Annotated in this window: 14 protein-coding genes; 9 read left to right on the forward strand and 5 right to left on the reverse strand. The window is 71.1% G+C overall.

The features are described from left to right. Window positions 1-45: 45 nt before the first annotated feature. The 4 genes from CLV54_RS10460 to CLV54_RS10475 are packed head-to-tail and all read right to left on the reverse strand — an operon-like array spanning window position 46 to window position 3,656. Window positions 46-882, reverse strand: a complete 837-nt coding sequence (locus CLV54_RS10460; RefSeq protein WP_100344894.1) for an amino acid ABC transporter ATP-binding protein — start codon at window positions 880-882, stop codon at window positions 46-48. Next, on the reverse strand, window positions 879-2,036 hold the full coding sequence (locus CLV54_RS10465; RefSeq protein ID WP_100344895.1) for an amino acid ABC transporter permease: 1,158 nt from the start codon (window positions 2,034-2,036) through the stop codon (window positions 879-881). Before CLV54_RS10465 ends, CLV54_RS10460 begins: the two co-directional genes overlap by 4 nt. After that, window positions 2,033-2,548: a GNAT family N-acetyltransferase gene (locus CLV54_RS10470; protein ID WP_245861574.1), complete on the reverse strand. Its 516-nt coding sequence runs from the start codon at window positions 2,546-2,548 to the stop codon at window positions 2,033-2,035. The genes CLV54_RS10465 and CLV54_RS10470 overlap by 4 nt, the downstream gene beginning before the upstream one ends. Further along, complete coding sequence (locus CLV54_RS10475) at window positions 2,535-3,656, reverse strand: LLM class flavin-dependent oxidoreductase (RefSeq protein ID WP_100344896.1); 1,122 nt, start codon at window positions 3,654-3,656, stop codon at window positions 2,535-2,537. Before CLV54_RS10475 ends, CLV54_RS10470 begins: the two co-directional genes overlap by 14 nt. Before the next feature lie 160 nt (window positions 3,657-3,816). Between CLV54_RS10475 and CLV54_RS10480 the strand changes: the two genes are divergently transcribed. Both CLV54_RS10480 and CLV54_RS10485 read left to right on the forward strand, forming a co-directional pair. Beyond that, window positions 3,817-5,790, forward strand: a complete 1,974-nt coding sequence (locus tag CLV54_RS10480) for an FAD/NAD(P)-binding protein (protein ID WP_100344897.1) — start codon at window positions 3,817-3,819, stop codon at window positions 5,788-5,790. 14 nt (window positions 5,791-5,804) lie between these two features. Next, the gene (locus CLV54_RS10485) at window positions 5,805-7,109 is read left to right on the forward strand and encodes an O-acetylhomoserine aminocarboxypropyltransferase/cysteine synthase family protein (protein ID WP_100344898.1); all 1,305 of its coding nucleotides are present in this window, start codon (window positions 5,805-5,807) and stop codon (window positions 7,107-7,109) included. Here CLV54_RS10485 and CLV54_RS10490 read toward each other — a convergent pair. Next, the gene (locus CLV54_RS10490) at window positions 7,088-8,350 is read right to left on the reverse strand and encodes a MalY/PatB family protein (RefSeq protein ID WP_100344899.1); all 1,263 of its coding nucleotides are present in this window, start codon (window positions 8,348-8,350) and stop codon (window positions 7,088-7,090) included. The genes CLV54_RS10485 and CLV54_RS10490 overlap by 22 nt on opposite strands. 238 nt (window positions 8,351-8,588) lie before the next feature. Here CLV54_RS10490 and CLV54_RS10495 point away from each other — a divergent pair, with 238 nt between their 5' ends. The 7 genes from CLV54_RS10495 (at window position 8,589) to CLV54_RS10530 (ending at window position 16,035) form a co-directional block, all read left to right on the forward strand. Next, entirely contained in the window at window positions 8,589-9,512 is a 924-nt protein-coding gene (locus tag CLV54_RS10495; RefSeq protein ID WP_100344900.1) for a methylenetetrahydrofolate reductase, read from the forward strand. After that, complete coding sequence (gene metE, locus CLV54_RS10500; protein ID WP_100344901.1) at window positions 9,509-11,848, forward strand: 5-methyltetrahydropteroyltriglutamate--homocysteine S-methyltransferase; 2,340 nt, start codon at window positions 9,509-9,511, stop codon at window positions 11,846-11,848. Before CLV54_RS10495 ends, metE begins: the two co-directional genes overlap by 4 nt. A gap of 452 nt (window positions 11,849-12,300) precedes the next feature. Continuing rightward, window positions 12,301-12,696, forward strand: coding sequence for a DUF2255 family protein (locus CLV54_RS10510; RefSeq protein WP_100344903.1), 396 nt, complete (start codon window positions 12,301-12,303; stop codon window positions 12,694-12,696). Between the two features lie 32 nt (window positions 12,697-12,728). Then, the gene (locus CLV54_RS10515) at window positions 12,729-13,580 is read left to right on the forward strand and encodes an aldo/keto reductase (RefSeq protein WP_100345051.1); all 852 of its coding nucleotides are present in this window, start codon (window positions 12,729-12,731) and stop codon (window positions 13,578-13,580) included. A 49-nt stretch (window positions 13,581-13,629) separates the two neighbouring features. Beyond that, the gene (locus tag CLV54_RS10520) at window positions 13,630-14,565 is read left to right on the forward strand and encodes an alcohol dehydrogenase catalytic domain-containing protein (protein ID WP_100345052.1); all 936 of its coding nucleotides are present in this window, start codon (window positions 13,630-13,632) and stop codon (window positions 14,563-14,565) included. Window positions 14,566-14,672: 107 nt separating this feature from the next. Next, a complete protein-coding gene (locus CLV54_RS10525; RefSeq protein ID WP_211294516.1) occupies window positions 14,673-15,113 on the forward strand; it encodes a VOC family protein in 441 nt (146 codons plus the stop codon). Between the two features lie 205 nt (window positions 15,114-15,318). Next, window positions 15,319-16,035, forward strand: coding sequence for a hypothetical protein (locus tag CLV54_RS10530; RefSeq protein ID WP_100344905.1), 717 nt, complete (start codon window positions 15,319-15,321; stop codon window positions 16,033-16,035). Window positions 16,036-16,264: the final 229 nt, after the last annotated feature.

Raw genomic sequence — 16,264 nt, forward strand, 5'->3', positions numbered from 1 at the left:
CCGGTGCGGCAGTTCAGATGCCGCACCGGGTCTTCCGCAGACGAGTCACAAGACCTTGCTGAGGAAGTCCTGGGTGCGCGGGTGGCGCGGGTTGAGCAGCACCTGAGCGGGAGGGCCCTCTTCGAGGATCTCTCCGTGCTCGAGGAAGGCGACGCGGTCGGCGACCTCGCGGGCGAAGCCGATCTCGTGCGTCACGATGAGAAGCGTCGTGCCGTCGCGGGCGAGCCCGCGGATGACGTCGAGCACCTCGCCGACGAGCTCCGGGTCGAGCGCGCTCGTCGGCTCGTCGAAGAGCAGCACCTTGGGGGCGAGCGCGAGTGCCCGGGCGATGGCCACCCGCTGCTGCTGGCCGCCCGAGAGCTGGCGGGGGTAGTGGTCGGCCTTGTCGGCGAGACCGACCCGGTCGAGCAGGGCGAGGCCCTGCGCTCGCGCCTCCGTCTTGCTCGCCCGCCGCAGGGCGATGGGCGCCGCGACGACGTTGCCGATCGCCGTCAGATGCGGGAAGAGGTTGAAGTTCTGGAAGACGATCCCGATCTGGGTGCGCCGTTCCAGCACGTCCTTCTCCGGGAGCTCGTGCAGCCGGTCGCCCCGTCGCTCGTAGCCGATGTACTGGCCGTCGACGGTCACCGAGCCGCTGTCGACGGTCTCGAGGTGGTTGATCGTGCGCAGGAGCGTCGACTTGCCCGATCCCGACGGGCCGATGAGCGCGAGCACCTCGCCGGGCGCCACGGTGAGCGAGACATCGCGCAGCACCCGGGTGCCGCCATAGCTCTTCGAGACGTCGGCGATCTCGACGAGGCCGACGGTGCTCTCCGCGCGAGCGGTGCGGGCGGGCACGTGCTGCTCGTCGAAGGAGGGGGCCAGTGATCGTGGGGTGCTCATGCTCCGCCTCCGAAGGTGTTGTCGGTACGGGAGAGGGTGACGGCCGGCGGAAGAGGCGCGGCATCCGGCAGTGCGGGCACGGGGGTGTTGTCGCCGAGCCGGGACCACTGCGTGCGCGTCCAGTGCACGAGCCGCTGCACGGGGGTCGGCGGCAGCTCGCGATGAGCGCCCTTCGCGTAGTGCCGCTCGACGTAGAACTGCACGATCGAGAGCACGGTCGTGATGATCGCGTACCAGACGACCGCCACGAGCAGCAGCGGGATGACCCGCTGGTTGCGGTTGTAGATGACCTGAACCGTGTAGAAGAGCTCGGGCAGCGCGACGACGAAGACGACCGAGGTGCCCTTCACGAGGCCGATGATCTCGTTGAAGGCGTTGGGCAGGATCGCGCGGGCGGCCTGGGGCAGGATGATGCGGAAGAATCGCACCCGCCGCGGGAGGCCGAGCGCCGCCGAGGCCTCGAGCTGACCCTGGTCGACCGAGAGGATGCCACCGCGGATGATCTCGGCGGCGTAGGCGGCCTGGTGCAGCGTGAGGCCGATGACGGCGGCGGCGAAGGCGGTGATGAGGGTCGTGGTCGAGAACTCGGCGAGCCAGAAGTCGGTCGTGAACGGCGTGCCGAGGCCCAGTGTGGGGTAGAGATAGCCCAGGTTGTACCAGACCAGGATCTGCACGAGCAGCGGCACCGAGCGGAAGAACCAGATGTAGCCGTAGGCCGCAGCGTTCAGGAGCGGCGACTTCGAGAGCCGGAAGACGGCGAGGAGGCCGCCGAGCAGGAAGCCCCCGATCGCCGAGATGACCGTGAGCCAGAGCGTGACGGCGAGGCTGTTGAGAACGGCCGGCGCGAGGAAGTACTCGGCGAACACGTTCCACTCGTACTGCGGGTTGGTCACGAGCGACCAGAGGAACTGGGCGAGCAGGAAGGCCACGAGCACACTCAGCACCCAGCGCCACCAGTGCCGCACCCGTACGACGGGCAGGGCGGCGACGGGGATGCCGGCGGGCCGGCCGGCCTCGGGCGTGGTCTCGGGCGGTGCGGCCGCGCTCGCCGCAGGCCCCGCCTGCGGGGATAGTGCTCGTGAGGAGACGGTCTCCGGCGCCGCGGAAGCGGTGCCGGCGGGCTCGGTGCCGGTGGTTCCGACGGTGTGCGTCATGACCGTGCCTCTCGTTCGGGGAGGATCTTCTCGAAGGCGTGGATGCCGACCTCTTCCGCGGGCAGCTCGGTGTCGTAGAGGGGCGTGTAGCCGGTCGCGAGGTAGAGGCGTTTCGCCTCGGGCTGGCGCGGCCCGGTCGTGAGGAAGATCCGCGAGTAGCCCTGCTCGGCGGCCCGGATCTCGAGCTTGACGACGACGAGCCGTGCGAGGCCCTGATTGCGGAACTCCGGATGGGTCCAGATGCGTTTGAGCTCGGCCGTGCGCTCGTCGTAGCGTTTGAAGGCGCCGCCGGCGATGGGGCGTTCGTCGCGGAGCAGCAGCAGGAAGGCCCCGTGCGGCTCGGCGAAGTCCTCGACCGGGTAGCGGTGCAGCTCGACCGCCGCGGGCTCGGGCAGGATGTCGCTGTAGCGCGTGTTGTACTCGTGCTCGAGGTCGTCGATGAGCGGCTTCGCGATGTCGTCGGTGTAGCGCACCGACACGAAGCGGTCGTAGGGGGAGTCAAGCAGCGTCACGATCGGCCTCCTCGGCTCGGGCGGCGTCACGCCGCGCGACCTCCTCGCGCACGATCGGGATGACGTAGCGCCCGAAGTCGATCGTGTCGTTGATGAAGTCGTAGCCGCGGGCCGACAGGATGTCGACACCGAGGTCGACGTAGTCGAGCAGCGCGGCGGCCACGGTCTCCGGTGTGCCGACGAGGGCGTTGGAGTTGCCGCGGCCCCCGCTCGCCTTCGCGGGTCTCGTCCAGAGCGCCCGGTCGTAGCGGTCGCCCTGCTCGGCGATCGCGAGAAGCCGCTGCGAGCCCGCGTTCTCGGGCTCGGAGAGCGTGCCGACGAAGCTGCTCGGCAGGGCGTGGGCGGCGCGCAGCTCGATCGCCGAGAGGATCCGCTCCGCCTTCTCCCAGGCGAGCTCCTCGGTCGGCGCGATGATCGGCCGGAAGGCCACCTGGATCTTCGGCCTCGTCGTGCGACCCGCCGCCGCCGCGGCATCCGTGATCGTGCGGATCTGCTCGGCCGTGTCGACGAGCGGCTCGCCCCAGACGGCGTAGACGTCGGCCTCGGCCGCCCCGATCCTGTAAGCGGCGGGGGAGGAGCCGCCGAACGAGACCTCGGGCCGGTGCCCGTCGGCGGGGAAGATGTCGGAGACGAAGTTCTCGAAGCGGTAGTGCTCGCCGTCGAAGCCGAACGGCTCCGTGCTCGTCCAGGCCTGCTTGACGATGCGGATGTACTCGCCCGTTCGCGCGTACCGCTCGTCTTTCGTGAGGAAGTCGCCCTCGGCGGCCTGGTCGGCCGTGGAGCCGCCCGTGATGAAGTGCACGTTGAGGCGTCCGTCGCTGATCTGGTCGAGGGTCGCGAAGACCTTGGCCGCGTAGGTCGGGTACGCGACGTTCGGCCGGTGGGCGAGCAGGATCTGGATGCGGTCGAGCTTGGAGGCGATGTACGCCGCAGCGGTCGCCGGGTCGGGTGCGCCGGAGTGGTAGGCGAAGAGGATGCGGTCCCAGCCGTTCTCCTCGTGCGCCCGGGCGAAGCGCAGGGTGTAGTCCTTGTCGAAGCTCGCTCCCGAGCGGGCTTGGGTCTCTCCGCCGTCGTTGAGGCCGGCGATGCCGAGGAATTCGATGGGCATTGTGCGCTCCTGATCCTGTTCGTGGTGTCCGTGCTCGTGTGCTGGCAGACGCTACGGGGCGGCGGATCGGGCGGTCAACGAAATCCGTTCACAGTTCGTCATGTCGTCACCGCAGGTAACATTCCGTGTCTTCGCTGGCTTCGACGGTGAGAGTTGTGGCATGACTGCCATCGATCCACGCACGCAGCCGCTCCGCCTCGCCGTTCTCGGCGCAGGTCCCCGCGGCGTCGGCTTCCTCGAGCGGCTCGCGGCCAGCCATCCGCTGCTGGGCGAGGGGCGAGATGTCGTCGTGCACCTCGTCGACCCGTATCCCGCCGGCCCCGGGCGGATCTGGCGGCTGGATCAGTCGCCGCTGCTCAAGCTCAACTCGATGGCGCAGGACGTCACGATGTTCACCGACGAGTCCTCGACGATCGACGGGCCCGTGATCCCCGGCCCCTCGCTCATCGACTGGGCGCGCGACGTCGTCTCGGGCCGGATCGCGGATGTCGCGGTGCCCGACGACCGGCTCCTCGCCGAGCTGCGCGCCCTGGAGGGCACGAGCTTCCCGACCCGGCGCCTGCAGAGCCTGTACCTCGACTGGTTCCACCGGCGCACGGTCGAGGCGCTGGGGGAGTCGGTGGTCGTGCGCGAGCACCGCGAGGCGGCGTCACGCGTGGTCGAGGCATCCGACGGCGAACAGCACGTCCTGCTCGAGAGCGGCAAACGCCTCGACGTCGACGTCGTGCTCTACGCGCTCGGGCACAACGGCCGCGAGCCGAGCGAGGAGCATCGTGGTCTGCAGGCGTTCGCGGCCCGGCACGAGCTGCTCTACGTGGCCCCCGCCTTCACCGCCGACGCCGAGCTGCGGGCGATCAACCCGGGCCAGCGGGTGCTCGTGCGCGGTCTCGGGCTCGCGGCCGTCGACCTCGTGGTGCTGCTCACCGAGGGCCGGGGCGGCCGTTTCGAGAGAGACGCCGAAGGGCGGCTCGAGTACCGCGCGTCCGGCCGCGAGCCGCACCTCGCGATCGGCTCGGGCCGAGGCGTGCCGTACCACTCCAAGATCGGCTCGACGCTGCACGCCCCGCGCCCGGAGCCGCGTTTCTTCACGACGGATGCCGCGGCACGCCTCGTCGCCGAGCACGACCCGCTCGACTTCCGCCGCCGGGTCTGGCCGCTCATCGCGAAGGAGATGCTCTGGGGCTACTACTGGGAGCTCTTCCACGGCCATCCCGAGCGGGTGGGCGCTCCGTGGAGCGAGTTCGCCCGGGTTCTCGAGTCGTACGAGTGGAACAGCGCCGAGCTCCGCGCCGTGGTCGACACGGTCGTGCCCGACCCTCTCGACCGCCTGCACCTGGACGAGTTCGACCGGCCCCTCGACCGCCGCCGCTTCGCCGACGCCGGCGAGCTGCAGGAGGCGCTGCGCGAGTACATCGAGACCGATCTGGCGCTGCGGACGCGCCCGGAGCACAGCGCGACGCTCGGCCTCTTCCACTCCCTCCTGCAGAGCATGTTCGTGCTGGGCGAGATCGTCGACACCGCGAGGTGGTCGGCGCGGTCGCGTGTGCACGACCTCGGGGAGTCCTGGATCCGCTACTTCAGCTACGTCGCGAGCGGGCCTCCCGCCCACCGTCTCGAGGAGCTGCTCGCCCTGTCGCGAGCAGGGATCGTCGAGTTCCTCGGCTCGGGCATGACGGTCGTCGCCGATGAGACGGCCGGCGTCTTCCGCGCCCGGGGAGCCAACACCGACGCCGAGACGGTCGCGAGCGCGCTCGTCGACGCCCGGCTGCCGGCCGAGAACGTCTCGCTCAGCGACAACCCCGTGCTGCGCGCCCTCGTCGAGTCGGGGGTCGGCGTCGAGGAGCTCGTGGCCGACGAGGAGTACGCGGGGACGACGGGCAGGCTCGCGGTGAGGGTGCAGGACGCCCGCATCCTGGCCGCCGCCGGAGGCGCCCACGAGCGCCGCTTCGCGATCGGCCCCTACACGACCGCCCCCTTCGTCGGCGCCTTCGCCCGGCCCCGCACCAACGCCGTGTCGTTCCGCGAGAACGATCGGGCGGCGCGCGCCGTCCTGCTCAGGCTCGTGGAGATCGCCCGGGAGCGCGAAAGCGCGTCCTCGGCCTCCGCGGCCGTCTTCGAACCCGCAACGATCTGATCGGACCCCAGCACATGACATCGAAGCCCACACCCGTCCACGACTTCGAGACCCGGCAGATCCACGCCGGCGCGATCGTCGACTCGCAGGTCGGAGCGCGGATCGGTCCGGTCTACCAGACGGCCGGCTACCTGTTCTCCTCCTTCGACGACGCGGAGGCCCGGTTCGCGGGCACGACCGCGGCGAACGTCTACTCGCGCAGCGACAACCCCACGAACGCCGCCGCGGCCCGGCGGCTGGCCGATCTCGAGGGCGGGGTCGCCGGAGTGCTCGTCGGCAGCGGTCAGGCGGCGATCGCGGCCACGCTGTTCGCGCTCGCCTCCCAGGGCGACCACATCCTGGCCACCGCGAACCTCTACGAGGGCACCCGGCAGATGTTCCAGGGCAGCCTCGCGCGACAGGGCCTCGTGGTCGAGTACGTGCCGGAGTCGGCGAGCGACGAGGAATGGGCCTCGAAGGTCACCGAGCGCACCCGCGCGATCTACACCGAGACGATCCCGAACCCCAAGAACACGGTCGTCGACCTCGAACGGCTCGCGGGCGTCGCCCACCGGGCCGGCGTTCCCCTCGTGGTCGACAGCACGGTCGCGACCCCCTACCTGTGCCGGCCTCTCGAATGGGGCGCCGACATCGTCATCCACTCGACCTCGAAGTGGCTCGCCGGCCACGGCTCGGTCATCGGCGGGGCCGTCATCGACGGCGGCCGTTTCGACTGGGCGGCCAACGCCGAGCGCTTCCCGCAGCTGACAGAGTCGCCGCGACCGGGCGTGGGATCGTTCGTGGAGCGGTTCGGGGCATCCGCGTTCTCGGTCTACCTGCGCAGCGTCATCGTGCTCGAGTACGGCCCGACCGTGCCGCCCACGAGCACCTTCCTGCTGCTGCACGGTGTGGAGACCCTCTCGGTGCGGATGGACCGCCACGTGGCGAACGCCCAGGTCGTCGCGGAATGGCTCGACGCGCATCCCGCCGTCGCCGGTGTGGACTACCCGGGCCTGCCGTCGAACCCGTACCACGAGCGCGCGAAGAAGTACCTGCCCAAGGGGGCTGGCTCGATCGTCTCCTTCGACCTCGCGGGCGGGCGCCCCGCCGCGCGCCGGTTCATCGACGCGCTGTCGCTCATCAGCAACATGACCCACATCGGCGACGTGCGCACGCTGGCCCTGCACACGGGCAGCACCATCCACGGCCGCCTGACCGAGGAGGAGCGGCTGGATGCCGGCATCACACCCGGTCTCATCCGTCTGTCGATCGGCCTCGAGAGCGCCCGGGACATCATCGGAGACCTCGAGCAGGCGCTTCAGCGCGCGACGGAGGAGTGAGCGGCATCCGCTCGGATCCCGGCGGCTGCGGGAGCGGCTGCACCGGCGGGAACAACGGCGGGAGCGGGAACAGCGGCGCCCGCCGGCGCGGGTGACGCGACGAGCCGGGCGATGCGCGCCACGGCCTCGCGCAGGGTCTCGGGCGCGCAGGCCAGGTTGAGCCGCACGAAGCCGCGGCCCTCGCTGCCGAAGGTCGCCCCGTCGTTGAGGGCGACCCGGGCCTCGTGCAGGATGCGCTCGTGCGCGGACTCCCCGAGGCCCAGCCCGCGGATGTCGAGCCAGGCGAGGTAGCTCGCGTGCGGGCGGTGGTAGACGACCGCGGGCAGCTGCGCCCGCAGCAGCTCGTCGAGCAGCCGGTCGTTGGCGACGATGTGCTCGACGGCGTCGTCGAGCCAGTCGGTACACGAGAAGGCGACGACGTTGGCGTGCAGGCCGAGGATGCTCGTGCGGTTGGCGACCTCCTCGGGCAGGGTGTCGAGCAGCTGGGCCGAGAACTCGTCGCCCGCCACGAGCAGCGCGCACTTCGTGCCGGCCAGGTTCCAGCCCTTGCTCGCCGAGGTCACGCACACCGACCGCGCCCCGGCGTCGCGGGCGAGCGGGGTGAAGGGGGTGAACTCGACACCGGGGTGGGTGAGCGGCGCGTGGATCTCGTCGCTCACAACGAAGACCCCGTAGCGGGCCGCGAGCCGGGCGACGGCGGCGAGCGTGCGAGCGTCGTGCACGAGACCGTGCGGGTTGTGCGGGTTGCACAGCAGGAAGGCGTGCGCACCCGCGGCGAAGGCGCGCTCGAGGCCCTCGAGGTCGAGCGCCCAGCCGCTCGCGGTCTCGAGCAGCGGCACGCCGGCGACCACCGCCCCGGCCTCCTCCACGAGCTCGAAGAACGGCGGGTAGACCGGGGGAGTGACCACGACCGTTCCGCCGGAGGGCACGACGAGCCGCAGCGTCTCCACGATCCCCACGCTGACATCCGTCGCGACGTGCACGTGGCGGGGATCGACGGCCCAGCCCCAGCGCTCGGCGGCGAAGGCGCCGAAGGCGGGCGCGAGCGGGCCGGCGGCGTCGACGTATCCCGTGTCGGAGGCCCGGATGCGCTGCACGAGCGTCTCGACGATGGGCGTGGCCAGCGCGTAGTCCATCTCCGCCACGAAGAGAGGCAGCACGTCAGGGGGGAAACGCGTCCACTTTATGCTGCTGCGCTCGCGGCGGATGGTGTCGACAGGCCGGGCGTGAATGAGTGCCATCGACTCAGGATGAGGTTCATCCCGCCTCCGCGTCGACGGGCCCCGTCACGAATCGTCGCGCACCGTCATCCGGGGTAACACTGGCGAACGGGGGTTTCGCGCGCTCCCGGCAGGAGCCTAGGCTCCCTCATAACCGTTCGGCCGCTCAGGCCGCACGACGAGCGACAGCCGAGCCCGGCACCCGCCCGAACCGATCGACACGTCATCGAGAAGACACCGTCACGGGAAGGGATGTGCCATGCCGACGTTCTCCTTCGAGCTCTACCCGCCGCGCAGCGCGGCGGCCGAGCTCGCCCTCGTCGACTCCCTCGTGCACCTCGCCCGGGTCGATCCCGAGTTCATCTCGGTCACGTACGGCGCGAACGGCTCCTCGCGGGGCGCGTCGCTCGCGGTGCTCAAGGAGCTCCTCGTCCTCGGCATCCAGCCGATGGCCCACCTCACCTGCGTCGGCTCCTCGTACTCCGAGGCCACCCGGCTCATCCGGGAGTTCCTCGACTCGGGGGTTCGGAGCTTCCTGGCCCTCCGAGGCGACCCGCCGGAGGGCACGAGCGAAGACGACGTCTTCCTCGGCGACCTCCGCAGCGCGGGCGAGCTCGTGCAGCTCATCCACCACGTGCAGGCGGAGCGGGAGCCCTTCAGCGAGCAGGACGTCGAGGGCTTCCCGGGCGTCAAGCGCCTGCGCACGGGCGAGAGGGTGACGATCGCCGTCGCCGCGTTCCCGAACGGGCATCCGCGCTCCCGCTCGGTCACCCAAGACCTCGACACCCTGCTCGCGAAGGAGGCCGCGGGGGCGAACCTCGCGATCACCCAGCTCTTCTTCCACGCGGAGGACTACCTGCGCTTCGTCGACCAGGCGCGCGCCGCCGGAGTGACGATGCGCATCCTGCCCGGCATCATGCCGGTGCTGAGCTCACGCAGGCTCGAGCGCATCCTCGAGCTCACGGGCGAGGCCGCACCAGTGGAGCTGCAGCGGCGGCTGAGCGTCCACGCGTCCCCGGCCTCCCAGGCGGCGGTCGGCCTCGACTACGCGACCGAGCTGAGCGCCGAGGTGCTCGACGGGGGCGCCCCCGGCCTGCATCTCTACACCTTCAATCGTTCCGGCCCCGTGCTCGCGATACTGCGCGAGCTCGGACTCATCACCACAGTTAGGGAACCAGCATGACATCCATCTCTCCTTTCCCCGGCGGCACGATCCTCGGTTACCCGCGGATCGGCCGGCGGCGCGAGCTCAAGAAGGCCGTCGAGGCGTTCTGGGCCGGGAAGATCTCGGCCGACCAGCTCGAGACGGCGGCCGCAGAGCTGCGAGACGCCACTCGTGCGCGGCTGCTCGGCCTCGGGCTCGGCGCGGCCGACTCCTCCATCCCCGGGGACTTCTCGTTCTACGACCAGGTGCTCGACGCGGCCGTGACCGTCGGTGCGGTGCCCGCGCGCTTCGAGCGACTGGTGAAGGATGACGGCACCATCGACCTGGCAGGCTACTTCACCATCGCCCGCGGCGAAGGCGACGACGTTCCGGCCGAGATGACCAAGTGGTTCGACTCGAACTACCACTACCTCGTTCCGGAGATCGCGCCGGAGACCCCGTTCCACCTCGCCTCCGACCGCCTGGTGCGCGAGTTCGAGGAGGCGCTCGCCGCCGGCGTCGTCACCCGGCCGGTCCTCGTCGGCCCGCTGACCTTCCTGCTGCTCGCCAAGGCCGGGGTCGGCGCGCCCGAGGGCTACCTGCCCTTCGACCGCCTCGACGACCTCGTGCCGGTCTACGAGCAGCTGCTCGCCCGCCTGAGTGCCGCCGGTGCGGACTGGGTGCAGCTCGACGAGCCGGCCCTCGTGAGCGAGGCCGTCGACGTTCCCCGCGAGCGTGTGCTCGCCGCCGTCTCCGCGGTGTACTCGCGGCTGACCTCGGCGGCGGAGCGCCCGCAGATCTTCGTCGCGGCGCCCTACGGAAGCCTCGACGACGCCCTTCCCGTCCTGCTCGGCACGGGCGTCGAGGCGATCGGCCTCGACCTCGTGCGCGGCTCGGTTCCGCAGCTCGACGGCGACGCCGCGGCGGCTGCGGCTCGGACGGTCCTCGTCGGCGGCGTCGTCGACGGCCACAACATCTGGCGGGGCGACCTCGGCGCGGCCCTGTCGACGCTCGAGTCGCTCAGGGAGCTCAGCCCCCGCGTCTCCGCCTCGACCTCCACCTCGCTCTTCCACGTGCCGCACGACGTGCACGACGAGACCCTGCTCGGCGAGCAGCTGACGAGCTGGCTCGCCTTCGCCGACCAGAAGGTGCAGCAGGTCGCGACGTTGGCCCGCGGGCTGGCCGAGGGCGCGGCGGCGATCGAGGAGGAGGTGGCCGCGGCATCCGCTGCCCTCGACGACCGTCGCCGGGCGACCGGCGTGCACGACGGCTCGGTGCGCGAGCGGGCCGCCGCCCTCACCGCCGCCGACTTCTCGCGCGGCGACTACGGGGTGCGGCTCGCGGCGCAGAGCGCTGCGCTCGACCTGCCCCTGCTGCCGACGACGACGATCGGCTCCTTCCCCCAGACCGGCGACATCCGCACCTCGCGGGCCGCCTTCACGAAGGGCGAGATCACCGAGGCCGAGTACACCGACTACCTCAAGGCCGAGATCGCCCGGGTCATCGCCCTGCAGGAGCAGATCGGACTCGACGTCATCGTGCACGGCGAGCCCGAGCGCAACGACATGGTGCAGTACTTCGCCGAGAACCTCGACGGCTTCGCGGTCACCCAGAACGGCTGGGTGCAGTCCTACGGCTCGCGGTGTACGCGGCCGTCGATCCTCTGGGGCGACGTGTCGCGGCCCTCGCCGATCACGGTCGAGTGGTCGAGCTATGCGCAGAGCCTCACCGAGAAGCCCGTCAAGGGCATGCTCACCGGCCCCGTGACGATCCTCGCCTGGTCGTTCGTGCGCGACGACCAGCCGCTGCGCGACACCGCCAACCAGGTCGCGCTCGCCCTTCGCGACGAGATCGCCGACCTCGAGGCGGCCGGCATCAGCATCATCCAGGTCGACGAGCCGGCGCTGCGCGAACTGCTGCCCCTCAAGAAGAAGGATCACGCCGACTACCTCGACTGGTCGGTCGGCTCCTTCCGGCTCGCGACCTCCGGGGTGCGCGACGAGACCCAGATCCACACCCACCTCTGCTACTCGGAGTTCGGCGTCGTCATCGACGCGATCGACCGCCTCGACGCCGACGTCACCTCGATCGAGGCGGCCCGGTCGAAGATGGAGGTCGTGCCCGACATCCAGCGCAGCGGTTTCGGGCGCGGCATCGGGCCGGGCGTCTACGACATCCACTCGCCGCGTGTGCCGAGCGTCGCCGAGGTCACCGAGCTCATCGGCACGGCCCTCGGCTCGATCCCCGTGCGCCAGGTGTGGGTCAACCCCGACTGCGGGCTCAAGACCCGCGGCTACGCCGAGACGGTGGAGTCGCTGAGCAACGTGCTCGCGGCCACCCGGGCGGTGCGGGAGACGCTGGCGGTCTCGGCGTAGTTGTTGTCAGTGTTCGGCCGGAACAGGATGGTTACGCGGCACGCCGCGATCGGATGCCGCATTCCGCGGTGATCCGCGAAGCCATCCTGTTCCGGCCGAGCCGACGGCAGCGGCGAGCACACCCGGATCGTCCCTCCGCTCGGGCTGCTCTACGTGGGCCGGACGTCGCCGGGCAACTGGCTGCGCTACGCGGTCGGAGCACTTTCGACGCCGCCGACGAGGTGCCGTGGCATCAGGCGCATCACTGGGATCGCCTCGAGCTCCCGTCGCCGGAGCTCGAGGCCGGCATCCGCGTGCTCAGGCTGCACACCGTGCGAGAGGGCGGCATGAACTACGCCACCCTGGACTTCACCCTCCGCTCGCCTCTCGGCAGGCCTCGCGAAACGGCGCCGCCTGAGCGAGGATGAGGTGAAGCGGGTCTTCACCGAAGACCGGGTCGAAGGGAATCGAACATGACCGAATGGACCACGTCTGAGCTCGACCGCATCGGCGGTGCCGAGGAGCTGCACATCGCCTCACGGCGCGAGGACGGCACGCTGCGCCCCTCCGTGACCATCTGGGCGGTGCGCCTCGGTGACGGCGTCTTCGTGCGCTCCGCCTACGGGCCCGAGAACCCCTGGTTCGTGCGCGCGCAGCGGGCCGGAACCGGGCGCATCCAGGCGGGCGGGGTCGAGCGCGACGTCGTCTTCGCCGCGGCCGACCCGAGCGAGCAGGAGGCCATCGACGCGGCCTACCACGAGAAGTACGACAGCCACGGGCAGGACATCGTGGGCACCGTCGTCGGTGAGAAGGTGCACGCGCTCACACTGCGTCTGACCCCCGCCGACTCCTCCGAGGGGGAGTCGTGACCATCACCGTCGCGCTGAACGACGGCGTCGTTATGCCGGCGCTCGGCTTCGGCGTCTTCCAGAGCCCGCCCGAGGAGACCGCGAGCGCCGTCGAGACCGCGTTGCGGACGGGCTACCGGCACATCGACACGGCCGCCGCGTACGGCAACGAGCGGCAGGTCGGCGAGGGGCTGCGCCGGTCGGGCATCCCCCGTTCCGAGGTGTTCCTCGAGACGAAGGTCTGGGTGAGCGACTACGGCTACGACGAGACCCTGCACGCCTTCGAGAAGGCGACAGGCAAGCTCGGCGTCGAGCAGCTCGACCTGCTGATCCTGCACCAGCCCGCGCCGGACCGGTTCGAGCAGACCATCGCCGCCTACAAGGCGCTCGAAGTCCTCCTCGCCGACGGCAGGGTGAGGGCGATCGGCGTCAGCAACTTCATGCCCCACCACCTGGAGCGACTGCTCGACGAGACCGATGTCGTGCCGGCCGTCAACCAGGTCGAGCTGCATCCGTACTTCACCCAGCCTGAGGTGCAGAGGGCGGATGCCGCGCACGGCATCCTGACCCAGGCGTGGTCCCCGATCGGCGGCATCACCTTCTACCCGGGCTTCGGCGATGAACGCCGCAGCGTCCTGGACGACCCGACCCTGCAGGCCATCGCCCGGGCGCACGGCAAGACGGCCGCGCAGGCGATGCTGCGCTGGCATCTGCAGGAGGGCCGCTCCGCGATTCCGAAGTCCACGAATCCCGCGCGCATCGCCGAGAACTTCGACGTCTTCGATTTCGAGCTGAGTGCCGAGGAGCTCGCGCGCATCAACGCCCTCGACACGGGCGTGCGCAACGGCCCCGACCCCGACCTGCCGCGGATCGAGGCCTTCGCCCGGGTCATCCCCGAGGCCTGATCCGAGGCTCGGCCCGAGGTCTGATCCGACGCGGAGAATGAGAGAGATGATGAAGGCAGCTGGTTTCAGCCGGTTCGGCGGCCCGGAGGTGCTCGAGATCATGGAGCTCGCGGAGCCGCGGCCGGGCCCCGGCCGGGTTCGGATCGCGGTGCGCGCCGCCGGTGTCAACGCGAGCGACTGGAAGAAGCGCCAGGGCCTCATGGATCCGGAGCTCCCGCAGACCATGGGATACGAGGCGGCGGGCGTCGTCGACGAGCTCGGCGAAGGGGTCACGGATGTCGCGATCGGCGACCGCGTCTTCGGCTTCTGCGTCGACGGCGCGGCACAGGCCGAACTGGCCGTGCTGTCGTACTACGCGCCCATCCCGCCGTCGCTCGACTTCGCGGCCGCGGCCGCGCTGCCGTCCTCCGTGGAGACGGCGGCGCGGGCGCTCGACCAGCTCGGCATCGGTGTCGGCGGCGTCAGCGGCAGCGGCGGCGGCAGTACGGTGCTCATCAACGGCGCCTCCGGAAGCGTCGGCGCCGCCGCCGTTCAACTCGCGGTTGCGCGCGGCGCACGCGTGATCGGCACCGGCAGCCCCGCCACCCACGACTACCTGCGCTCGCTCGGCGCGGAGCCCGTCGTGTACGGCGACGGCATGGAGGAGCGGGTGCGCGAGCTCGCCCCCGACGGCGTCGACCGGGCGCTCGACGTCGCGGGGAGCGGCATCCTGCCCGAGCTCATCGACCTGGCGGGCGGCGCCGAGCACGTCATCACGATCGCCGACGTCGCCGGCGCGCAGCAGTACGGCGTGCGGTTCAGCAGGGGCGACTCCGGGCGCGCGCTCTACGCGCTCGCCCAGGTCGGCGAGCTGATCGAGTCCGGGCGTTTCGCGCTCCCGATCGGGCAGGCCTTCCCGCTGGCCGACGTCGCGGAGGCGCACCGCGTCGGCGAGACGGGCCGGGTGCGCGGCAAGCTCGTGCTGGTGGTCGGCTCCGCTGAGTGAGACCCCGGGCGTCTGAGGGCAGGATGCCGCCACCACGGTAGCTGTCGGTGAGCTCTGCCGGCCGTCGTCCCCGGGCTGTCGGGGCGTGGCGGATTATGCTCGGAGACATGGCAATCCAACGGATGGACAATGTCGCCATCGTCGTCGAAGACCTGGACGCCGCCGTCGCGTTCTTCACCGAACTCGGCATGGAGCTGGAGGACAGGGCCTCCATCGAGGGCTCGTGGGCCGACCGCGCCGTGGGTCTCGCCGGCATCCGGAGCGAGATCGCGATGATGCGCACCCCCGACGGCCACGGCAAGGTGGAGCTCACCGCGTATCGGCTCCCCGTGGCATCCCGTGCCGAGCCGGCGATCCCGCCGCCCAACACGCTGGGGCTGCACCGCATCATGTTCGCCGTCGACGACATCGACGACACCGTCGCGCGCCTGCGCGCCCACGGCGCCGAGCTGCTCGACGAGGTCGCGCAGTACGAGAGCATCTACCGGCTCTGCTACCTCCGCGGCCCTGAGGGGATCATCGTCGCCCTGGCCGAGCGGATCGGATGACGCGAGCCCGCCGCCGCGCTACGGAAGCGAGCTCACCCATCCACCTCAGCTCGCTCCGTTGCGTCTTCGCGGTGCCTCGAGCCCGCCGAGAGGTGGTCACCGGGGCGGACACCTCTCGATCGGCTCGACGCAAGCCACCGTTCACACCCCATTCATAGCGGCTCCCTAGCCTGGCGGTCCGGAGCCGAGGGGGATCCTTCTGACCATGCGCACACTCCACGTTCTGCCTCGCTCGATCGCCCGTCGCTCCATCGCCGCCGGGATCGCCTCGGTCGTCGTGCTGCTGAGCTCGCTCGCGGCCGCCGCTCCCGCTCGGGCGGACACCCCGATCCCGGGTTCGGGCCCGGGTCCGGCAGACGCGCAGAGCGCTGTCGATCTCTGGCGCCGCGCGGACCCGGACGCCCTGGCGGAGAGTGCGGAGTCGCCGGATCCGCTGTCCCCGGGTTTTGAGATCGGTCTGTACGCCACGACGATCCCCGCCGTCGACGGCCCGCTCAGCTTCGAGTCGGCGGTCGGCGAGACCGCGGAGCTCGACGAGCCGGAGCGCGTGAACGGCTTGTCGGTGACACGCGGAGTGCTGCCCGAGGTGACTGTCAGCGATGATCGTGTGGTGAGTCGGCCCGGCTGGGACATCACCGCCGACGTGACCGACTTCGTCAACGACGCCGACGCGAGCATTGTGATCGGCACGGTGCAGCTCGGCTTGCGGCCGCTCGTGATCAGTGCGACGGATGCCGGCATCGACCCCGCGGCGGAGCAGCACGCGGGCGACGCGCACTACCCGGCGCCCTTCGCCTCGGCGGCCTCGGGCGGGGGAGTGGGCGACACCGTGCTCGGCGGCGAGCTCACGCTCGTCTCGCCCGCCGACAAGCCCGCCGGGACCTACAGAGCCACGATGACGCTCACGATCGTCTCGCGCTAGCCGCGCGGGGTCGCGAGACGCGGGTCGCGAAACAGGAGCGTTTCGCGGCACGCCGCGGTCGCGGCATCCGCTCGCCGTGGGGCACGGAGTTCATCCTGGGCGAGTGCGCGAGGGCGCAGATACGGGCAGCGCGCGGTGTGTTCGTGCAGCGGCAGCGGCGTTTCGCCCCGAGACTGCGCCATCGCGAAACGAGAGAACCGGCGAAAGCGGCACGGGCACAGGCACGGGC

It is taken from the genome of Compostimonas suwonensis (assembly GCF_002797855.1).
In the GTDB taxonomy this organism is placed as follows: domain Bacteria; phylum Actinomycetota; class Actinomycetes; order Actinomycetales; family Microbacteriaceae; genus Compostimonas; species Compostimonas suwonensis.

Coding starts and splice junctions, on each gene's coding strand:
- CLV54_RS10460 (WP_100344894.1), bottom strand. CDS start 882: ATGAGCACCCCACGATCACTGGCCCCCTCCTTCGACGAGCAGCACGTG.
- CLV54_RS10465 (WP_100344895.1), bottom strand. CDS start 2,036: ATGACGCACACCGTCGGAACCACCGGCACCGAGCCCGCCGGCACCGCT.
- CLV54_RS10475 (WP_100344896.1), bottom strand. CDS start 3,656: ATGCCCATCGAATTCCTCGGCATCGCCGGCCTCAACGACGGCGGAGAG.
- CLV54_RS10480 (WP_100344897.1), top strand. CDS start 3,817: ATGACTGCCATCGATCCACGCACGCAGCCGCTCCGCCTCGCCGTTCTC.
- CLV54_RS10485 (WP_100344898.1), top strand. CDS start 5,805: ATGACATCGAAGCCCACACCCGTCCACGACTTCGAGACCCGGCAGATC.
- CLV54_RS10490 (WP_100344899.1), bottom strand. CDS start 8,350: ATGGCACTCATTCACGCCCGGCCTGTCGACACCATCCGCCGCGAGCGC.
- CLV54_RS10495 (WP_100344900.1), top strand. CDS start 8,589: ATGCCGACGTTCTCCTTCGAGCTCTACCCGCCGCGCAGCGCGGCGGCC.
- metE (WP_100344901.1), top strand. CDS start 9,509: ATGACATCCATCTCTCCTTTCCCCGGCGGCACGATCCTCGGTTACCCG.
- CLV54_RS10510 (WP_100344903.1), top strand. CDS start 12,301: ATGACCGAATGGACCACGTCTGAGCTCGACCGCATCGGCGGTGCCGAG.
- CLV54_RS10515 (WP_100345051.1), top strand. CDS start 12,729: ATGCCGGCGCTCGGCTTCGGCGTCTTCCAGAGCCCGCCCGAGGAGACC.
- CLV54_RS10520 (WP_100345052.1), top strand. CDS start 13,630: ATGAAGGCAGCTGGTTTCAGCCGGTTCGGCGGCCCGGAGGTGCTCGAG.
- CLV54_RS10525 (WP_211294516.1), top strand. CDS start 14,673: ATGGCAATCCAACGGATGGACAATGTCGCCATCGTCGTCGAAGACCTG.
- CLV54_RS10530 (WP_100344905.1), top strand. CDS start 15,319: ATGCGCACACTCCACGTTCTGCCTCGCTCGATCGCCCGTCGCTCCATC.